Origin of the sequence: Pseudomonas sp. PAMC 25886, assembly GCF_000242655.1 — a bacterium.
Lineage (GTDB): Bacteria > Pseudomonadota > Gammaproteobacteria > Pseudomonadales > Pseudomonadaceae > Aquipseudomonas.
The window spans coordinates 31,774-50,450 of record NZ_AHHC01000033.1 but is presented as its reverse complement, the minus strand read 5'-3'; the positions used below and the strand labels follow the sequence as shown (position 1 = coordinate 50,450).

The following is an 18,677-nucleotide window of genomic DNA, read 5'->3' as shown; positions in this document are numbered from 1 at the left end:
GGTTATTTTTCCTCCAAAAGGTGAGCGGCGAATTCCGTGCGAAGGGCGTCGATCCCTTCCAGGCGGGCATCCAGGCCATTGCTGTGTTGGGTGAGGGTGGCGATCAGGGCCTCCACCTGTGCGAGGGCGGGCACCATGGTGTCGAAGGCCGACACCGACTCCACCGGGGAACTGATGATCAGGTCGGCCAATTCCCGCAGCGGCGAGGCGTAGATATCAGTGAACAACACCACCCGCGCGCCCCGGGCCTTGGCGGCGGCGGCCACGCGCAAGGCCTGGGTCTGGTAGCGGCGATAGTCGAAGAGCAGCACCAGGTCCTGGCGCTGGATGTCATGGATGCGGTCGGGCAACTGGGCGTTGTCTTCGAGGGCATGACAACCCGGGCGCAACAGGCGCAAGTGATTCACCAGATAGCCGGCGAGAAAACTGCTGAGCCGGCCGCCGAAGCCGAACACCTGATGTTTGGTATCCAGCACCCATTCGGTCAGCACCCGCACGTCTTCGGGCTGGGTCAGGGCCTGGGTGTCCTGAAGGGCGCGATTGCAGTCCTCCAGGTAGGTGGTCCAGGCGTCATCCTGGGACGAGTGCGCCCGGGGTTGCAGCAGGGTGATCGGCGAGCGCAGGCGGTGGTCCATTTCGCTGAGCAGCGCGTCCTGGAATTCGGCGTAGCCCCCGAAACCGAGCTTCTTCACCAGCCGCATGATGGTCGGGTCGCTGACCCCGGCGTGTTCCGCCAGGCGCGCCATGGAACCGAGGCCGCTGCGCGGATAATGATCGAGCAGGGCACGGATCACCTTGCGCTCGGAAGGCGTAGGGCTGAGTGCGGCGTCGGTGAGTTTGTCGCGTAGGTTGGTCATATCTCGCCTTGTTGTTTTTGCTACGGCTTGGCGAGAATGAGTGTATTGGTAGTAAATGCTACATGTAAAGGCGGATTTCAGCTGTTTGTAGGAAACACTACAGGGGTATGGCTTTACCTGTGGCCAGGGATCACTTCCCCACCCGCCCCGGAATCGCTACCCGACTCGTCGCCTTCACCTCCCGCAACGCCAAACTCGACTGGATCGACGCAATCCCTAACTGCCGCCGCAATACGCTCTCCACAAAATCACTGTAAGCGTCCAGATCCTCCGCCAGCACCTGCAGCAGATAATCCGCATCGCCGGTGATCTTGTGGCAGGACTGCACCTGCGGCAGCTCCTTGATCACCGCTTCAAAATCCTCCGGCGTATGGTCGGAATGCACCGCAAACCGCACATGCACAAACGCCATGATTTCCAGGCCTAGCATCTTGCGATCCAGGTTGGCCTGGTAGTCCTTGATCACACCTTCTTCCTCCAGACGTTTACGCCGACGCCAGCACGGGGTGAGGCTGAGGGAAAGGCGCTCACTGAGTTCGGCGTTGGAAATACTCGCGTCTTCCTGCAGCAACGCGAGGATGGCGAGATCGGTGTCGTCAAGTGCGACCTGTTTGGTTTTATTTTTCTTCATGACGGCTCGTTGGGGTAAAAATGCCCGTTTACGCTAGCATCGGCGCACGTAAAAGCAAAGAAAGCCCACCGCAGCCAGAACAAAATAATCACCTGTCTTTTACGGGTGGATGTCTTTCATGCTGACTGTTTTTAGCGACTCTCATCGTTTGCACCATGGCACCGAACTCAAGGATGGCGTGCTCAAGCCGTCCTTTGAACAACCCAGCCGCGCCGACACGGTGCGTGACCGGGTCAAGCACGTGGGGCTGGGCGATATCATCGTGCCGCGCACGTTCGACCGGGCCTGTTACGTCAACGCCCACAGCGAACGCTACGTGTCCTTCCTCGAAACCGCCTGGGCCGAATGGACCGCGATCGGCCGTGCCCATGATGCGTTGCCGCTGGTGTGGCCTGTGCGTGATTTGGCCAATGACCAGTTGCCGGCATTCATCGACGGCAAACTCGGCTTTTTCGCGATGGACGCCGGTTCGCCGATCACTCGCACCACCTGGGAAGCGGTGAAGACCAGCGCCGACATCGCGCTCACCGGCCTGGCGGTCATTGACGAGGGCCACAGCAGTGCCTTCGCCCTGTGCCGGCCACCGGGCCACCATGCGGCGCGGGAATACATGGGCGGTTATTGCTACCTGAATAACGCGGCCATCGCCGCGCAACAGGCGATCACCCAAGGGGCCAGGCGTGTCGCGGTGCTGGACGTGGACTTCCACCACGGCAATGGCACGCAGAACATTTTCTACGACCGCAGCGACGTGATGTTCGTCTCGCTGCATGGCGATCCGTCCGTGTCGTATCCCTACTATTCGGGCTTCAGGGACGAGCGTGGCGCCGGGGCAGGCGAGGGGTTCAACCTGAATTACCCGCTGGCGAAAAACACTGGTTGGGCCACCTATAAAGAAGCGTTGCTCGACGCCTGCAATCAACTCAGAAAGTTCTCGCCGCAAGTGCTGGTGATTTCCCTCGGCGTCGACACCTTCAAGGACGACCCCATCAGCCATTTCCTCCTCGAAAGCCGCGACTTCCTGGGCATCGGCGAGATCATCGCCAGCGTCGGCGTGCCCACGCTGTTTGTGATGGAGGGCGGCTACATGGTCGATGAAATCGGCATCAACGCCGTCAATGTGCTGCATGGTTTCGAGAACAAACACGCCTGATCCCGACGCCATTCCAACAATAAAAGCCGCCTGACTTTTTTCTGCCAAAACTCAAAAACATAACAAGAGGTTTTGTGATGAAAACAACCGCGCCCGGGCTTATTGAAAAGCCCGCTTTGCAACGCACCCTCAACAACCGACACATTCAACTGATGGCCATGGGCGGTGCGATTGGCACCGGCCTGTTCATGGGCTCGGGCAAGATCATTGCGCTGTCCGGCACCTCGATCATCCTGATCTACATGATCATCGGGCTGTTTGTGTATTTCGTGATGCGCGCCATGGGCGAGCTGCTGTTATCCAACCTGAACTTCAAAAGCTTCGCCGACTTCGCCGGTGCGTACCTGGGGCCGCGTGCGGCGTTTTTTCTCGGCTGGTCGTATTGGCTGAGCTGGAGCGTTGCGGTGGTGGGGGACGCGGTGGTGGTCGGCGGTTTTTTCCAGTACTGGTTCCCGGACGTGCCGGCCTGGATCCCGGCGATTGCGATGCTGCTGACCCTGTTTGCCTTGAATGTGCTCACGGTGCGGCTGTTTGGTGAGGTGGAGTTCTGGTTTGCGATCATCAAGATCATCGCCGTGGTGACCTTGATCGGCGTGAGCGTGGTGCTGATTGCCAGTTCGTTTGTGTCACCCATCGGCGTCACGGCCTCCCTGAACCATTTGCTGGATAAACAGGCGGCGTTTCCCAATGGGTTGTTTGGCTTCTTTGCCGGGTTCCAGATGGCGATCTTCTCGTTCGCCGGTACGGAACTGATCGGCACGGCGGCCGCAGAAACCCGCTCGCCGGAGAAGACGCTGCCCAAGGCGATCAACTCGATTCCGCTGCGGATCATCCTGTTTTACGTGCTGGCCCTGGCGTGCATCATCGCCGTGACGTCGTGGCAGCAGGTGTCGCCCAGCAAGAGTCCGTTTGTCGAGCTGTTCCTGGTGGCCGGGTTTCCTGCGGCAGCCGGGATTGTGAATTTCGTGGTGCTGACCTCGGCAGCTTCGTCGGCCAACAGTGGGGTGTTCTCGGCCAGCCGCATGTTGTTCGGCCTGGCGGACCTGGGGGATGCACCGGGGATCTTTCGGCGACTGTCGAACAACAGCGTGCCATTTATCAGCCTGGCGTTTACCACCTTCCTGATGCTGCTCGGCTTGTTGCTGCTCTTTATAGTCCCGGAAGTGATGACCGCCTTTACCATCGTCTCAACCGTGTCGGCGATTCTGGTGATCTTTACCTGGTCGACGATCCTGGCGTCCTACATCGCCTATCGGAAAAAGTGCCCGCAGCTACATGAAAAATCGCTCTACAAAATGCCCGGTGGTGTGCCGATGGCCTGGGTTTCACTTGGGTTCCTGGCGTTTGTACTTTGCCTACTGGCACTTCGCCCAGACACCCGCCTGGCACTTTGCGTGATGCCGGCCTGGTTTGTGTGGCTGGCAGTTGCCTACCATTTCTCGCATTTTCGCAGCCGACTCCAGCCTGATCAGCGCACAGCGATCTAGCAGTCGTCATACAACTCAACGGCAATCAGCCCTCAAAAAAGGCCGGCCTGTACGGCCTTTATGTGACGGTTTTTTCATCGCTACATGACAAAAATTTCACATTCTGCGCCCTAGGCCCCATGCCACAATCCGCAGCGTTTGCAGGGCCGCAACGGTATTCGCTCGAAGGACAGTAAAAAAATAATGTTCATAGGGGCGCAGTAAATGAAACTCTCTACATTAGCTTTGGCCATCACCGCGGCTGTCCTCGCACAACAAGCCTGCGCAGATGATTTTGGTCTTGGCTCACTCGGCACGGGTAACGGTCACAGTGGCTTTCTTGAAGACAGCCACTCATCGATCAGTTCGCGCACCATGTACTACAACGCCGACGTTCACTCCGGCACCGCGAATGACCTGCGCGAAGCGGCTCAAGTACTGCGTTTCGACTACAAATCCGGTTACACCCAAGGCACCGTAGGCATCGGGTTCGACGTGATGGCGTTCGGCGCCTTGCGCCTGGACGGTGGCGATGGCCACGCCGCGGGCAATGGCCTGTCGGGTAACGGCAACAGTTTCTTTCCGGTCAAGAACAACGGCACCGAGCCTGCTGACAGCTTTGGTCGCGCAGCCGGCAACGTTAAATTCCGTATTTCCCAGACTGAATTGCACGTAGGCGGTGGCCTGGCCCCGATCCTGCCGATCCTGGTGTCCAACGACAGCCGTGCCGCGCCGCAAACCTTTGACGGCGGCATCCTGACCTCCAAGGACATTCCCAACGTCACCTTCACCGGCGGCGAGTTGAACAAGGCTGAAGGTCGCGCATCGAGTAACTCCACTGGCCTGAGCGTCGCCGGCGCCACGCGTGACAGCGACAGCTTCCGTTTCGGCGGCGTTGACTACCAGCCGTTTGGTTCTTCCGATAACGCCATCGCTAAAAACCTGACGTTGCAGTACTACTACGCTGACCTGGAAGACTTCTACAAACAGAACTACTTCGGCCTGGTGCACGTACTGCCGTTGGGCAATGACCAATCGTTCAAGACCGACCTGCGCTATTTCGACAGCACCAGCGACGGCAAAAACGGTTCGGCCGGCTACGCGTTCAACAACAACGGCGGTTATGCCAAGCACGCCGGTGAAGTCGACAACAAAACCTACAGTGCTGCATTCACCTACCAGTTGGGCGGCAGCCAGTTGATGCTCGGCCACATTGGCGTGAGTGACGACGGTGGCTTCGTGTGGGTCAACCAGGGCAGCATCGCCGACCCCACTGCACAAGGCGCGGCCGGTTCCGACTTCTACCTGTTCACGGATGCGGTGGTTGGCCAGTTCTCCCGCGCGGGCGAGCAAGTCAATTTCGGTCAGTACCTGTATGACTTCAGAACCCTGGTGCCAGGCCTGAAAGCCTCCGTTGCTTACCTCAACGGCAGCGACATCAAGGCCAAGGTTGCCGGTGGCAGCGATCAGTCGGAACGCGAAACCGATTTCCGTCTTGATTACGTCGTGCAAGAGGGCCCGCTGAAAGGCTTCGGTACTACCTTCCGTACCGGTAGCTACCACGGCCACAACACCGGCACGGCCGACCAGGATCAAACCCGCCTGATCTTCAACTACACCTACGCGCTGTTTTAATCAGTCGCGGGTAAATGCTTTGAATGAAGGCCGCCTGTTAGGCGGCCTTTTTTTGGGCAGGACTTTTTCAGCGGCTTGCCGGCAGAGCAGGGCGCTATAGTTGTTTTTACACAACGCTGCGTTTGATGATGCCCGGCAATTCCTAACCTATAAGTCAAGAAAAGGACCGTTCCCATGAAAGTCAGTGCACGCAACGTATTCAAAGGCCAGGTCAGCCAGGTCCAGGAAGGCGCGGTCAACGCTGAAGTCGTGTTGACCCTGCCAGGCGGCGAGCAGTTGGTAGCCGTGGTGACCCTGGAAAGCATCCGCAACCTCGGCATCGCCGTGGGCAAGGAAGCGGTCGCGCTGATCAAGGCGCCGTGGGTGATGTTGATGACTGAGTCCAGCGACATCCGCCTCTCGGCCCGCAACTGCCTGGAAGGCAAAGTGCTGAGCGTGAATGACGGCGCGGTAAATGCTGAGGTTGTGATCGAATTGGCGGGCGGCTCAAAGGTGTTTTCCATCGTGACCCGCGATGCGGTGGCCGAGTTGGGCCTGAAGCCGGGTGTGAGTGCCACGGCGGTGATCAAGGCGTCCCATATCATTTTGGGTGTGCCGGCCTGATAAGCCGCCGCGCCTGCGACTACGAACGCATCGCCAGGCGTCTTTTCGCCTTGTAGCAGTCGTTGATCTCAATCGCCTTTTGGTAATACTCCGTGCGCCTTGCGCGGTCGTAGTCTCCCAGCAGTCGATACGTTTCAGCCTGATAATCGCGACTGCTGCCCCATTGCATCGCCATGCCTTGGGGCATTTCGTTTTTGCACTCGAGCTTCACAACCGGTTGTGGAAAGTACGCCTCATACAGGGGCGCGCTGGCTTCAATCGCCAGCAGCGCAGTTTTGTACTGGGGCGTATCGGTGAATTCCCAACAAAAGGATGATATTCCCAGTGCCGGCGGTGCGAAGCCTTGAGCCAGGCTTCTTTCCATCAGCGGGCAAGCCTTTTCCTTGATCACTTCGGTCGGCGAAAGCAAGAGGATGTAGATCATCGCGAGGCGATGCTGCGCCACCGGGTGATCAAGCGCTGCTGCTTGCTCAAGCAGGGCAACGGCTGGCTTGAGTAACTCGCCGGCTTCCTGCATCAGCACCATCGCCCGTTCTCTTTCCTGCGCACTTGCCGTGGGAAAGTTGGCGGGCACCGCTTCCATCTTGGCGTTCGCTTGTTGCAGGTACGGGAGCGCCTGTTGATACAGGCTCTCGCCGCGAGGGTCGATAGGCAGTGTGCTGGCAATACACAGCTGCGACAGCAGGCAGCCGAGGAGCAGGGCGCTCCAGCGATAAACAAACATAGACGGGCTTCCATGCGGCGTAAGTGTTGAGTGGCAAGTAGATCGCGCCGCAGAATGACAGGGAAACGGTAGGCAGATCAAACCGCGTTTCCCTCGCCGCAATGGATTGCTTCAAGGCGCCAGCCGCGTGAACACATAATCATGGTTCTTCACCAACGCCTGATGGCAGGCGAAGCACGTCTCATGCTGCGCCTGGTCCGCCGGCTTGCCGTTGATGAACCGCCCAAACCCCCAGCCTCCCGTCGCTGCGTATTTCTTTGAGTCCTTGACCATGAACTGCACGGTGGTTGCCGCGCCGGGAATCGAGGCGGTCTTGGACTCGGGCGACTGCACATGTTTCCAGGCCAGTTTGGCCAGCACGGTGCCGTCAGGGAAAGGCAACGTACCGTCGCGGTAAGCCTTGAGCGCGACCTGGTTGCCCAGCACCACCCGCAGTTCATTCAGGGGGTCGGCTTCCTGGGCCGGGGCGATCAGCTCCCATTGGCGGTAGCCGTCGGGAATCGTCACACCGTAGATCGGCGAAGGCTCGCTCGTGCCACCAGGGCCGCCAAAAGCGAACCCGGTAGCGGTGGCGACGACGGCGGCTGTCGCAGCGATGAGTGCAGCAAGGTGCAGGCGCTTCATCACAAGTGGTCCGCATCAATCACAGCCTTGGCAAAGGCTTGGGGCGCTTCCTGTGGCAGGTTGTGGCCAATCCCGCCGGTGATCAGCCGGTACTCGTACTTGCCGGTAAAGCGCTTGGCGTAGTCTTCCGCCGCCGGGTGCGGTGCGCCGTTGGCGTCGCCTTCCATCGTGATAGTGGGCACGCTGATGGACGGGGCGGTGGCGAGTTTCTGTTCCAGCGCAGCGTATCTCTTCTCGCCCTGGACCAGGCCCAGGCGCCAGCGGTAGTTGAAGATCGACACAGCGACGTGGTCGGGGTTGTCCAGGCCTTTGGCGCTGCGGTCGAAGGTGGCGTCGTCAAACGCCCATTTCGGCGAGGCGATCTGCCAGATCAGCTTGGCGAAGTCGTGGGTGTTTTTTGCATAACCGGCGGCGCCGCGATCGGTGGCGAAGTAGAACTGGTACCACCACTGCAACTCAGCCTTGGGCGGCAAGGGGTTCTTGCCGGCGGCCTGGTTGCCGATCAGGTAGCCGCTGACCGACACCAGCGCCTTGACCCGCGCAGGCCACAACGCCGAGACGATGTCGGCGGTGCGGGCGCCCCAGTCGTAGCCGCCGAGCACGGCCTGCTTGATGTTCAGTGCGTCCATGAAGTCGATCAGGTCGACCGCAAGCGCGGCCGGCTGGCCGTTGCGCAGGGTCTTTGCCGAGAGGAAACGGGTGTCGCCGTAGCCACGGGCGTAAGGCACCAGCACGCGGTAGCCCTGGGCGGCCAGCAGCGGCGCTACCTCGGAATAGCTGTCAATGTCGTAGGGCCAGCCGTGCAGCAGGATCACCACCGGGCCATCGGCCGGGCCGACTTCGGCGTAGGCCACCTCCAGCAAGCCGGCTTTCACCTGCTTCAACGGGCCGAGCGTGGCGTGGGCACTGGCGCTGGCAACCGCAGGTGCTGGCGTGTCCTGTGCATGGGCTGCGCCGAAGGCACCGAACTGCAACAGCGCAAAGGCCAGCAGCGACGCGCCCATCAGGCGGCGGGGTGGGGTGTTCAACTGTGTGTGCATGGTGAGTCTCCGGCGGCGGGTTGTGTGCCTGGCTCACAGTTGAACGTAGTTGTGTATCCCGTCTGTTTCGAGAAAACGGTTGGGTTAAAGGTTTTGTATCGCAGGGGTGTTTGGACACACTGCGATACACGGCTCAGAGGGGCCGGGTGGCCACGTACACCAGGCTCGGCGCCTGCCCCGGCACATCATCCAGTTCGCCGATGTGCTGCATGCCGATTTTCTCCAGCACCTTGATTGACGCTGTATGCGCCGGACGCACCACGCCGTACACCTGCGGCTGGTCCAGTTCGACAAAACCAAATTGCAACGCAGCCCTGGCAAGCTCTGTTGCAAAGCCCTGGCCCCAGGCGCTGACCGCAAAGCGGTAGCCCAGGTTGATTCGCTCAACGTCGTTGTAGGGGTACAAGGTGATGCCCCCAAAGCCGATCACGCACTCCGGCGCCTGTTGTGTAGCAATCGCCCATTGGCCAAAGCCATGTTCTGCCCAGTGTTTCAGCCAGCGATCCAGGGCGGCCCTGGCTTGACCCGGGTCGGTCAAGGGGCCGGACGGGTTGTAGCGGTTGGTCTCGGGATCGCCATAGATGGCGAATACACTGGCCGCATCGTCGACCGTGACGGGCCTGAGCATCAGGCGTGGGGTGGTGATTGGGCGGGTATTCATGGATGGCGTTTGATCCTTGGGGCGAGACAGAAGGTGTTCACCTATATTTATCCTGCTTTCGGCGCTCTAGCACGCTCGATTCAGTTGTTAGGGCTACTGGCAGGATGCCACAATGGCACTTTGTCGCAGCAGTATGATCAGGCGGACCAAATGAATGGCCTTGGGCGTGGGCAGGACCAGGATTGCTTCATCGAGGAGCAGGTACGAACAGATCGATTGCATCAGCTGTTTCGCCAGTCATTTTCGGCGGTTTTCGGCAGTTATATGGCGGCCGCCATGTTGTGCTGGCTGTGCTGGGAGCGTTTTGATCACCGGGTAATGCTGGTCTGGCTGGTGGTGCTGGCGGGGACGTCACTGCTGCGGGTCTGGATGTTCATGGCCTGGTTTCGCTGCCCCAACAGTGATCGCACCCCTGCGCGCTGGGAGCGGCGTTACTGGGTGACGCTGATGTTGTCTGCCGGCGTGTGGGGGCTTGGCGCACTGGCGCTGATGCCCACCGACGATCGACTCTCCCAGGCCTTGGTGATGTTGTTCACGGTGGGCATGTCGGTCAGCGCCGTCTCCTGTTATTCGGCCTATCGCTACATGACCCTGGTCTCCATGGGCCTGGTGTTGCTGCCGTGCACCGTGTGGCTGCTGTTTCAACCGTCGTCGATGCAGGTCGGCATGGCGCTGGCGGTGCTGGTGTTTTCCTCGTTTGTCGGTGGCGCCACGCGCAAGCTGTCCGACGCCCTGGAAAAGGCGTTTCGCCTGACCCGGCAAATGGAACGTGCCCACAATATTTCTACCCGCGCCGCACAAACCGACGAGCTCACCGGCCTGATGAACCGCCGGGCGTTCTTCGAGCATGCGCAGTTGCTCTACGAGCAGTGCCGGCATAATCAGCAGCCGTTGTGCGCGCTGATGATGGACATGGACCACTTCAAGGACATCAATGACACCTACGGCCACCAGGCCGGGGACCAAGTGCTGCGGCAGATCGGCGGGGTGATCAGCGCGTCGTTTCGCCAGGCCGACGTGTACGGGCGGCTGGGTGGCGAGGAGTTTGCGGTGTTGTTGCCGGACACGTCCCTGGAGACCGGGCGGGACATTGCCGAGCAGTTGATCAAGGCGATTGCCGGGCTGGCCAGCGAGCCGGTCCATGGGCTCACTGCCAGCCTTGGCGTGGCCTGGGCCCGCGCGGTGGATCAAGACCTGCACGGGTTGATGAACACCGCCGACAAGGCCCTGTACCGCGCCAAAGCCCTCGGTCGCAATCAGGTGGCCGTGGCCGAGTAGGGCTCAGCCCTTGAACAACGCCCTGGCCAGCACCTGTGAAACCTGGTCGGCCGAGTAGGGTTTGGGCAGGAACACCAGGCCTTCGTAGCCGCTTTCCGCCAGTTCCTCGCTGTAGCCGGAAGTCAGCACCACCGGCAGGCCGGGCCTGCGCCGGCGCAGTTCCCTGGCCAGTGCCACGCCAGTGATGCCGGGCATCACCACATCGGAAAACACCGCGTCGAACCCCATTGCATCCGCGCCGGCCAGCTCCAGCGCCTGTTCGGCGTTGGTCGCCCAGGTGGTCTGGTACCCCAGGTCCTGGAGAATCTGGTTGGCAAAGCGGCCCACTTCGAGGTTGTCTTCCACCACCAGAATGTGGCGCTGAGCGCTTTCTGCGACCAGCCCGCAAACCTCCTGCGCGGGGTTTTCAACGCCTTCTTCAGGCACCACCTGCGGCAGGTACAGGGTGAACACCGTGCCCTGGCCAACCTTGCTGGCCACATCGACGTTACCGCCCGATTGCTTGGCGAAGCCAAACACCTGGGACAGCCCAAGGCCCGTGCCCTTGCCGACTTCCTTGGTGGTGAAGAAGGGTTCGAAGATGCGCTCGAAGGTCTCGCCGGGAATCCCGCTGCCGGTGTCGGTGAGCGAAATCGCGATAAACGCCTGGCGCGAACCGGCGTCACCCCGGATGCTCGGCAGCGCTTGGTCGGCAACCACGCTCAGGGTCAGGGTGCCCTGGCCGTTCATGGCGTCCCGGGCGTTGAGGGCGATGTTGATCAACGCGGTTTCAAACTGGCTGGAGTCGGCGCGGATGTAACACGGCAGCCCGGGCAACTCGACCCGCACCTTGATCCGCGCGCCAGTGACGGTTTCGAGCATCTCGCCAATGTTGTTCACCCGCTGGCCGGCGTCGAACACTTCCGGGTTCAGTGGCTGGCGACGCGCAAACGCGAGCAACTGGCTGGTCAATTTGCCGGCCCGCTCCACGGTGTCGCTGACGGCGCTCATGTAGCGCTGGCGACGTTCTTCGGACAAGGCAGGCATGCGCAGGAAGTCGACGGAGGAGCGAATGATGGTCAGCAGGTTGTTGAAGTCGTGCGCCACGCCACCGGTCAACTGGCCAATGGCTTCGAGTTTTTGCGATTGGCGCAAGGCGGCTTCGGTCTGGGTCAGCAGGGTGGTTCGTTCGTTGACGCGCTGCTCCAGGCTCGCATTCAACTCGGCCAGCCGCCGGGACAGTACGACGGTGGCGGTGGTTTCGGTCACGGTGTCGAGCATGCCGACCACGTTGCCTTGCACGTCGCGAATCGGGCTGTAGCAAAAGGTGAAGTACGCCTGCTCCGGTGCGCCGCCGCGTTCGACCCGCAACGGGAAATTTTCGATAAAGGTGGCTTCACCCGCGAAGGCGGCGTTGGCGATCGGGCTGATCTCGGGCCACGCTTCCTGCCAGATCTCGCTGAAAGGTCGCCCGAGTGCGTCGGGTTTGTCGCCAAGAATCGGGATGAAGCCGTCGTTGTACAGTGTGATCAGCGAAGGTCCCCAGACGATCGCCTGGGGGAAACTGGAGGCAAGGCACAGGGCAACAGTGGTCTTCAACACGTCCGGCCATTGATCCAGCGGCCCCAGCGGCGTAGTGGCCCAGTCGTGATGCCGGACCCTTTCGCCCATTTCGCCGCCGCCTTGCAGCCAGTTTGTCATTCGGTGAACGCCTTCTTTGCCACGGTTTGCTGAGTAGGGATGCCAAGCTACAGACATCCCAGGATTCAGCCAGTTCAGCGGGATTATCCACTAGATGGCAATCTAATGTCGCCGCCAAATAATCACCCGGCAAACCTCGTTCAGACCACGGTGATTTCCACCTCGATGTTGCCGCGGGTTGCCTTGGAATACGGGCACGTCTGGTGGGCACGTTCCACCAGCGCCAGGGCCGCCGAGTGTTCGATACCCGGCAGGCTGACCCGCAGGCGGGCTTGCAGGTAATAGCCATTTTCGGGGCTGTTCACCAGGTCCACTTCGGCGCTCACGGCCGTGTCGGCTGGCAGGCGAATCTGCAGGCTTTGTGCGGCCTTGCCCATCGCGCCGATAAAGCAGGCGGACCAGCCGGCACCGAACAGTTGCTCGGGGTTGGTGCCGGGCGCTTTTGAGCCGGGTGGCGACAGCTTGATGTCCAGTTGCCGGTCATCGCTGTGGGACGCGCCTTCACGCCCGCCAGTGGTGTGGGTTTTGCCGGTGTAGAGCACGGTGCTGTTCTGGGACATGACGGTTTCCTTGCAGGTGGCCCGGGATGGGCCGGTGTGCACAGGAAACCGCGCCGGCGTATCCGCAATGTGTCATCGCCAGGGGGCGTGCACCTCGCAGTGTGTCGCCGCACCGGGATGATACGTTGGGATACAAACCGTTATTGCTGCTGCACGCCAAACAACCCCGTCCAGTAGATGCCCGCGTCACTCTTCGGGTCCATGGCGTAGGCGGCGCCCATTTCGCGGAACTGCGGGTTCATCAGGTTGGCGCAGTGCCCGGGGCTGGCCAGCCAGCCGTCGACCACCTTGCGCGGGGTGTCCATGCCGGCGGCGATGTTCTCGCCGATCTGCTGGCCGATGTAGCCTGCCAGTTCAGCCCGGTCGCCCGGGGTGCGGCCATCGTGGTCCAGGTGATCGAAGAAGTTGCCGTTGGCCATGTTGCGCGCGTGGCCGGCGGCGGCTGTGGCGAGCGCTTCGTTCCAGCTCAGGGGCGTGGTGGCGGCAAACGCCTGCCCGCCGCACTGATGGGGTTGCTGGCGGGCGGCGTTGATCAGGTCGAGCACCTTCTTGCCTTCGGTCTGGGTCTCACCCAGGCCACTGGTCAGCAGCGGGCGGGCGAGCACGATGCGCCAGTCCTGGCCGCTGTTGCTCACGCCGATATCAATGAATTGCGGGTCGAGCACCACCCGGCAAAAACTTTCGCGCACGGCTTTCATCGCCGCTTCGGCGTTTTTGGGCCCGGACAGGCTGATGGCCTGGACGTTGACCATCGGGTAGGCCGCCCGCGCCAGCGCCTGTTGCAAGTCGCCGACGCTGTTGACGGGCAATACCAGCCGGGTGTCGCTGGCCAGCGGTGGCAGTTCCTGGGAACCCTGGTTGCCGCAGCGTTGAACCTGGCTGCGATATTGATTGATCGAGTCGACCAACAGGCTTTCTTCACCCGCCTGCGCCTGGGCGCTGAACACCAGACTGGCGGCCAGCGTCGTAAGACCCATCATCAATGACAGAACGCGCATGGACGTTTCCCTTGAGCTTGAAAGTGCCCATGATGCGCGATGAAGGGGCATCCATGCACCCGTTGGTCCGAACTTTTTGCCTCAGTTCTTGAATGCCGAGTGTTTACGGCCCTGATCGCACAAGGCGAACACCACCACCAGCAGGGACGAGATCGCGAGGATTATCACAACGCCATCAGTGGAGTGGGTGGCCGACGCCGCCACCATCGACAACGCCCCTAATGGCGCCAGGCCACCTGCGATGGCCGTACCGATTTCCCGTCCGGTGCCAAAGCCTGAAGAGCGGGTTTGGGTCGGGAACTGGCGGCTCAGGAACGAGCCCTGGGGCGCAAACATCATCGGGGCGAGGATGCCGGTACCCACGCCGATGGCGACGTAGATCATCAGGCTCTCGCCGGTATTCAGCAGCGCAAGGAACGGGTAGGCGAACAGCAGCGAGAGCAGGCCGCCGAGCATCAGCACGGTCTTGCTGCTCCACTTGTCGCACAACCAGCCGAAGCACGGCACGGCGACGATGGCGATCAGGCTGGCGATGGTCACCGACAGCGAGGTGACGTGCACATCGACGCCCTTGAACTGGGTCAGGTACGCCAGGGAAAAGGTCTTGAAGATGTAGCTCAGCGCGTTGTAGCCAATCGCCACGAAGAACACCACCGCCAACCCCTTGAGGTCGTTCTTGAACAGCGCCTTGAGCGGCGAGGCCTTGGCTTTCGCGGTTTCCTTGCTCAGTTCCTTGAACTCCGGGGTTTCCGGAATGCTGTTGCGCACCCACAGGCCCACGCCCACCAGGGCGATGCTGCAAATGAACGGAATCCGCCAGCCGCCGGCCAGCAGGAATTCGTTGCCGTTGATGGTCAGCAGGTACACGGTCAGCGACGACAGCAGCAACCCCAGGTTCAAGCCCAGCGCGGGCCATGCGCCCTGGCTGCCGCGCTTGCCTTCGCTGGCGTGCTCGTAGGAGGTGACCGCCGCACCGGATAATTCCGCCCCGGCACCCAGGCCCTGGATGATGCGGATAAACACCAGCACGATTGGCGCCCAGATGCCGATGGAGGCGTAGCTGGGGATCAGCCCGATCAGCGTGGTGCACACGCCCATCATGCAGAAGGTCAGCACCAGCACTTGCTTGCGCCCGAACTTGTCGCCCAGGTAGCCGAACAGAATGCCGCCAAACGGGCGTGCGATAAAGCCGATGGCAAAGGTGGAAAACGCCATCAGCGTGGCGGCTTTCGGGTCGCTGTTATCGAAGAAGATCTTCGAGAACACAATGGCCGCCATGGTGGCGTACAGGTAAAAGTCATACCACTCCAGCATCGAGCCGAAGATCGTCGCGGCCGCGACTTTGCGCAGGCGTTTCCTGGTTTGCTCGGGGGTTTCAGAGTCCGGGGTGCGGGCTGTTGCCGTCATGCTGTTGTTCCTTCCTGGTCATTATATTTATTGTCAAAGTGCGGCGTGTCGCGGGTATCAGTGGGGCGTGAACATGCGGTCGGCGATCATCGCGCCGATGGGAATCGCGGAGGTGGCAGCGGGTGAGGGCGCATTGCACACGTGGAGCATTCGCGGGGTCTGGGCGAACAGGAAGTCGTGCACCAGGGTGCCGTCGCGCATCACGGCCTGGGCGCGGATACCGGCCTCGTAGGGCAGCAGGTCTTCGATGTTCAGCGAGGGGCAGTACTTGCGGCACTGCTCCAGGTAGCCGGACTTGAACAGCGAGTTCTTCATCTCGACGCTGCCGGAACCGAGGTTCTGCCAGATGGTTTTCCAGAAGCCCGGGAAGCTCGCGTACTGCGCCACGTCGCGCCAGTTCACCGAGAATTTGCGGTAGTTTTCGCGGCCCAGGCCCAGTACGGCATTCGGGCCGACGGTGACGCTGCCGTCGATCATGCGGGTCAGGTGCACGCCGAGAAACGGCAGCTCCGGGTCGGGAATCGGGTAGATCAGGTGGTTGACGATGTTGTTTTTCGATGCCGGCAGGCGGAAGTATTCGCCACGGAACGGGATGATCTGGTGATCGATCTTGACCCCGGCCATCACCGCCAGGCGGTCCGACTGCAAGCCCGCGCACACCACCAGGTGTTTGGCCTGCCAGCTTTCGCCACGGGTGCTGACGGTGACCTTGTCGGTGTCCTCGACGATGGCGGTGACGGTGCGTTCCAGGCAGATTTCGCCGCCGGCGCGGCGGATCACCCGGGCCATGGTTTCGCAGACTTCGCGGTAATCGACGATGCCGGTGGCGTCGAGAAACAGCCCGCCCAGCCCGACGATGTTCGGTTCGCGCTGGCGTAACTGGTCGGCGTCCAGGCGTTCGACCTTCATCCCGTTGAGCTGCGAGCGGGCGTAGAGCGCTTCCATCCGCTGCACTTCCAGCGGCGTGGAGGCCACCAGCAGCTTGCCGCACACCTCGAACTTGATCCCGTGCTCGGTGCAGAACTGCTTGGTGGCTTCGGCGCCACGCTTGCACAAATCGGCCTTGAGGCTGCCCGGCGCGTAGTAGATGCCGGCATGGATCACGCCGCTGTTGTGGCCGGTCTGGTGTTTGGCCAGCAGGCTTTCCTTTTCCAGGATCACCAGGGACGCGTCGGGCTGGCGCTTGAGCAGCTCCATCGCAGTGGCCAGGCCGACGATGCCGCCGCCGATGATGCAAAAGTCATAAATCATGGTGTGGGTTACCTACGCATTTCAGTCTGCTTATCAGGTTGTCAGACTAATGGTTTTATTAAAAAAACAGCGCGCCAGCGGCACGCTTCAAATGAGCCTGGATCTGTCAGTTGATGGCCGGCAGCTCCAGGTGCAGGCGCCTTGCTGCGGCACGCAAGTGGGCCTCGGCACAGGCGGCGGCGCCTTGGGCGTCACCGTCGACAATGGCCTGGTACAGCGCGGTGTGTTCCTGAGTGGCGTCGGCCGAGCCGCTGACGAAGCGGGTGGCAGAGTTTTCCCAGGCGGTTTTGCGGGCGCTGGCCAGTTGGCTTCTGAGAAAGTCATGGAAGGCCACGAAATAGTCGTTCTTGCTGGCCTCGGCGATGGCGCGATGGAATTCCACATCGGCCAGGGCGGCGGCTTCGAAGTCGGCGCGTTTGTCGTGCATTTCCTGCAGGGCGCTTTTCATGCGCTGCAGGTCTGCAGCGTCGCGGCGTTGGGCGGCAATCGAGGCGGCCTGGGTTTCGATCCACAGGCGCACTTCGAACATTTGCGCCAGGTCCGGGCGGCGGCCGTTTTTTTCCGGAAAGCGGAACACCGTGCCGGCCGGGGTCTGGGAGATAAATGAGCCCAGGCCACGGCGGGCGGTGAGTACGCCGTCGGCCTTGAGCTGGGCAATCGCTTCGCGCACCACCGAGCGGCTGACGTTCAGCTGTTCAGCCAGTTGCTGTTCGGTGGGCAGGCGCGCTTCGGGCGCCAGGTGGCCGGAATCGATTTCTGCACGAATGGCGCTGACAACGCGCATAACGAGCGAATCAGGGCGCTGGAGCTCAAGCATGGGACAACCTTGGTAATCAGGTTGTCAGACAATAGTCGTTACGATTTTACCTTGTCAAGATTCGTGTGGCGCCGAGCCGGCTGCGCAGTGCCAGGAAAAGGCCTACGCCAATCAGTGCCAATGCCACGCCGAACGTGGCTTGCATCCCACGTCCTACGTTGTAGGGACTGGCCGTGGCGAGGTCACCGGACACCTGCGCAAATACCGCGCCCAATGCCGAGGCGCCCGCGATCAGCCCCAGATTGCGTGAGAGGTTGAGCAGACCGGCGACCACGCCGCGACGGTCCGTCAGTACATCGCTCATTACGGCGGTGTTGTTGGCAGCCTGAAACTGGGCGTAGCCGAGGGTGAGGATGATCAGCGGGGCGATGTACCCGGCAACCCCGAGGTTGAGCGGCGTCAGTGAAAGCAACAGGCAGCCGGTCACCATCGCCAGCAGCCCGGCGACGGTCATCGGGCCGCTGCCGAAACGGTCAGTCAAGCGGCCGGCCGGCACGCCCATCACTGCCGAAACGCAGGGGCCGACGGCCATCGTCAGCCCCATCCACGCGGGGTCGAGGCCGGCGCCGTGGGTCAGGTAGAACGGCCCGACCACCAACGTCGCCATCATCACCGCCGACACCAGTGCGCTCATGGCCAGGCCGGTGCTCAGGGATGAATCCCGCAGTGTCGACCAGAAACTGTACCCGGATGACGTGGGCTGCTGTTCGCGGCGGTCGACGCGCAGAGAGCGGCGGGCGAGGGCAAAGGTCAGCAACCCCAGCGGCACGGTGATGAAGAACAGCGCGCGCCAGCCAAACCCGGCGATCAATACGCCACCCATGCTTGGCCCCAGCGCGGTGCCCATGGCCGACATCGTGCCCAGCACACCCATGGCGCGGCCGGTACGTTCCCTGGCGACGGTCTCGCCCACCAGCGCCATGGTCATCGCCATCATGATCGCCGCGCCCAGGCCTTGCAGGGCGCGGGCTGCAATCAACAGGCCGAGGGACGGGGCCATGCCGCACAAGGCGGAGGCAATCGTGAAGAGTAACAACCCCGCCAACAGCAGGCGGCTGCGGCCCATCAGGTCGCCCAGTCGCCCGACGCTGACGATCACGGCGGTGATCGCCAGCAAATACGCGAGCACCACCCACTGCACCGTCTGGAAGGAGGCATCAAACGCCTGCACCAGGCTCGGCAAGCCGACATTGGCGATGCTGGTGCCCAACGACGCCAGCAGCATGGACAGTGACAGGGCGACGAGGGTGCCACGGGGTGTAGGTGATTTCATCAAGAGGCTCCTGAATTTG

General features: G+C 61.6%; 18 protein-coding genes. 5 read left to right on the top strand and 13 right to left on the bottom strand.

The features are described from left to right. Positions 1–2 precede the first annotated feature (2 nt). A complete protein-coding gene (locus tag MUM_RS0110575) occupies positions 3–857 on the bottom strand; it encodes a MurR/RpiR family transcriptional regulator (protein ID WP_010169687.1) in 855 nt (284 codons plus the stop codon). A gap of 130 nt (positions 858–987) precedes the next feature. Further along, complete coding sequence (locus MUM_RS0110570; protein WP_010169686.1) at positions 988–1,488, bottom strand: Lrp/AsnC family transcriptional regulator; 501 nt, start codon at positions 1,486–1,488, stop codon at positions 988–990. A 118-nt stretch (positions 1,489–1,606) separates the two neighbouring features. Between MUM_RS0110570 and MUM_RS0110565 the strand changes: the two genes are divergently transcribed. From MUM_RS0110565 to MUM_RS0110550, 4 genes are all read left to right on the top strand, one after another. Beyond that, entirely contained in the window at positions 1,607–2,641 is a 1,035-nt protein-coding gene (locus MUM_RS0110565; RefSeq protein ID WP_010169685.1) for a histone deacetylase family protein, read from the top strand. A gap of 77 nt (positions 2,642–2,718) precedes the next feature. Then, a complete protein-coding gene (locus tag MUM_RS0110560) occupies positions 2,719–4,128 on the top strand; it encodes an amino acid permease (RefSeq protein ID WP_010169684.1) in 1,410 nt (469 codons plus the stop codon). Positions 4,129–4,332: 204 nt separating this feature from the next. After that, positions 4,333–5,742, top strand: a complete 1,410-nt coding sequence (locus MUM_RS0110555) for an OprD family outer membrane porin (protein ID WP_029615841.1) — start codon at positions 4,333–4,335, stop codon at positions 5,740–5,742. A 174-nt stretch (positions 5,743–5,916) separates the two neighbouring features. Beyond that, on the top strand, positions 5,917–6,345 hold the full coding sequence (locus MUM_RS0110550; protein ID WP_010169682.1) for a TOBE domain-containing protein: 429 nt from the start codon (positions 5,917–5,919) through the stop codon (positions 6,343–6,345). 19 nt (positions 6,346–6,364) lie between these two features. Here MUM_RS0110550 and MUM_RS0110545 read toward each other — a convergent pair whose 3' ends face one another. The 4 genes from MUM_RS0110545 to MUM_RS0110530 all read right to left on the bottom strand — a co-directional run bounded on the left by MUM_RS0110545 (position 6,365) and on the right by MUM_RS0110530 (position 9,394). After that, a complete protein-coding gene (locus MUM_RS0110545) occupies positions 6,365–7,069 on the bottom strand; it encodes a hypothetical protein (RefSeq protein ID WP_010169681.1) in 705 nt (234 codons plus the stop codon). 111 nt (positions 7,070–7,180) lie between these two features. Continuing rightward, positions 7,181–7,693, bottom strand: coding sequence for a cytochrome P460 family protein (locus MUM_RS0110540; RefSeq protein WP_010169680.1), 513 nt, complete (start codon positions 7,691–7,693; stop codon positions 7,181–7,183). Further along, positions 7,693–8,733, bottom strand: a complete 1,041-nt coding sequence (locus MUM_RS0110535; protein ID WP_010169679.1) for an alpha/beta fold hydrolase — start codon at positions 8,731–8,733, stop codon at positions 7,693–7,695. Before MUM_RS0110535 ends, MUM_RS0110540 begins: the two co-directional genes overlap by 1 nt. Before the next feature lie 133 nt (positions 8,734–8,866). Next, positions 8,867–9,394, bottom strand: a complete 528-nt coding sequence (locus MUM_RS0110530) for a GNAT family N-acetyltransferase (protein ID WP_010169678.1) — start codon at positions 9,392–9,394, stop codon at positions 8,867–8,869. A 150-nt stretch (positions 9,395–9,544) separates the two neighbouring features. Here MUM_RS0110530 and MUM_RS0110525 point away from each other — a divergent pair, with 150 nt between their 5' ends. Next, positions 9,545–10,672 carry a sensor domain-containing diguanylate cyclase gene (locus tag MUM_RS0110525; protein ID WP_032881879.1) on the top strand — a complete coding sequence of 376 codons (1,128 nt, stop codon included), beginning with the start codon at positions 9,545–9,547 and terminating at the stop codon, positions 10,670–10,672. Between the two features lie 3 nt (positions 10,673–10,675). Here the strand turns inward: MUM_RS0110525 and MUM_RS0110520 are convergent, their stop codons facing one another. The 7 genes from MUM_RS0110520 to MUM_RS0110490 all read right to left on the bottom strand — a co-directional run bounded on the left by MUM_RS0110520 (position 10,676) and on the right by MUM_RS0110490 (position 18,658). Beyond that, positions 10,676–12,352, bottom strand: coding sequence for an ATP-binding protein (locus MUM_RS0110520; protein ID WP_010169676.1), 1,677 nt, complete (start codon positions 12,350–12,352; stop codon positions 10,676–10,678). 140 nt (positions 12,353–12,492) lie between these two features. Further along, positions 12,493–12,912 carry an organic hydroperoxide resistance protein gene (locus MUM_RS0110515; RefSeq protein ID WP_010169675.1) on the bottom strand — a complete coding sequence of 140 codons (420 nt, stop codon included), beginning with the start codon at positions 12,910–12,912 and terminating at the stop codon, positions 12,493–12,495. Between the two features lie 140 nt (positions 12,913–13,052). Then, positions 13,053–13,910: a CAP domain-containing protein gene (locus MUM_RS0110510; RefSeq protein WP_010169674.1), complete on the bottom strand. Its 858-nt coding sequence runs from the start codon at positions 13,908–13,910 to the stop codon at positions 13,053–13,055. Positions 13,911–13,991: 81 nt separating this feature from the next. Continuing rightward, on the bottom strand, positions 13,992–15,317 hold the full coding sequence (locus MUM_RS0110505) for an MFS transporter (RefSeq protein ID WP_010169673.1): 1,326 nt from the start codon (positions 15,315–15,317) through the stop codon (positions 13,992–13,994). Between the two features lie 57 nt (positions 15,318–15,374). Then, complete coding sequence (gene lhgO, locus MUM_RS0110500; protein WP_010169672.1) at positions 15,375–16,568, bottom strand: L-2-hydroxyglutarate oxidase; 1,194 nt, start codon at positions 16,566–16,568, stop codon at positions 15,375–15,377. A 106-nt stretch (positions 16,569–16,674) separates the two neighbouring features. Beyond that, entirely contained in the window at positions 16,675–17,385 is a 711-nt protein-coding gene (locus tag MUM_RS0110495) for a FadR/GntR family transcriptional regulator (RefSeq protein ID WP_029615839.1), read from the bottom strand. A 46-nt stretch (positions 17,386–17,431) separates the two neighbouring features. Then, positions 17,432–18,658, bottom strand: coding sequence for an MFS transporter (locus tag MUM_RS0110490; protein WP_010169670.1), 1,227 nt, complete (start codon positions 18,656–18,658; stop codon positions 17,432–17,434). Between the last annotated feature and the right edge of the window lie 19 nt (positions 18,659–18,677).

Bases quoted from the DNA above. Each gene is read 5' to 3' on its own strand.
- MUM_RS0110575 (WP_010169687.1), bottom strand. From the start codon at position 857: ATGACCAACCTACGCGACAAACTCACCGACGCCGCACTCAGCCCTACG.
- MUM_RS0110570 (WP_010169686.1), bottom strand. From the start codon at position 1,488: ATGAAGAAAAATAAAACCAAACAGGTCGCACTTGACGACACCGATCTC.
- MUM_RS0110565 (WP_010169685.1), top strand. From the start codon at position 1,607: ATGCTGACTGTTTTTAGCGACTCTCATCGTTTGCACCATGGCACCGAA.
- MUM_RS0110560 (WP_010169684.1), top strand. From the start codon at position 2,719: ATGAAAACAACCGCGCCCGGGCTTATTGAAAAGCCCGCTTTGCAACGC.
- MUM_RS0110555 (WP_029615841.1), top strand. From the start codon at position 4,333: ATGAAACTCTCTACATTAGCTTTGGCCATCACCGCGGCTGTCCTCGCA.
- MUM_RS0110550 (WP_010169682.1), top strand. From the start codon at position 5,917: ATGAAAGTCAGTGCACGCAACGTATTCAAAGGCCAGGTCAGCCAGGTC.
- MUM_RS0110545 (WP_010169681.1), bottom strand. From the start codon at position 7,069: ATGTTTGTTTATCGCTGGAGCGCCCTGCTCCTCGGCTGCCTGCTGTCG.
- MUM_RS0110540 (WP_010169680.1), bottom strand. From the start codon at position 7,693: ATGAAGCGCCTGCACCTTGCTGCACTCATCGCTGCGACAGCCGCCGTC.
- MUM_RS0110535 (WP_010169679.1), bottom strand. From the start codon at position 8,733: ATGCACACACAGTTGAACACCCCACCCCGCCGCCTGATGGGCGCGTCG.
- MUM_RS0110530 (WP_010169678.1), bottom strand. From the start codon at position 9,394: ATGAATACCCGCCCAATCACCACCCCACGCCTGATGCTCAGGCCCGTC.
- MUM_RS0110525 (WP_032881879.1), top strand. From the start codon at position 9,545: ATGAATGGCCTTGGGCGTGGGCAGGACCAGGATTGCTTCATCGAGGAG.
- MUM_RS0110520 (WP_010169676.1), bottom strand. From the start codon at position 12,352: ATGACAAACTGGCTGCAAGGCGGCGGCGAAATGGGCGAAAGGGTCCGG.
- MUM_RS0110515 (WP_010169675.1), bottom strand. From the start codon at position 12,912: ATGTCCCAGAACAGCACCGTGCTCTACACCGGCAAAACCCACACCACT.
- MUM_RS0110510 (WP_010169674.1), bottom strand. From the start codon at position 13,910: ATGCGCGTTCTGTCATTGATGATGGGTCTTACGACGCTGGCCGCCAGT.
- MUM_RS0110505 (WP_010169673.1), bottom strand. From the start codon at position 15,317: ATGACGGCAACAGCCCGCACCCCGGACTCTGAAACCCCCGAGCAAACC.
- lhgO (WP_010169672.1), bottom strand. From the start codon at position 16,568: ATGATTTATGACTTTTGCATCATCGGCGGCGGCATCGTCGGCCTGGCC.
- MUM_RS0110495 (WP_029615839.1), bottom strand. From the start codon at position 17,385: ATGCTTGAGCTCCAGCGCCCTGATTCGCTCGTTATGCGCGTTGTCAGC.
- MUM_RS0110490 (WP_010169670.1), bottom strand. From the start codon at position 18,658: ATGAAATCACCTACACCCCGTGGCACCCTCGTCGCCCTGTCACTGTCC.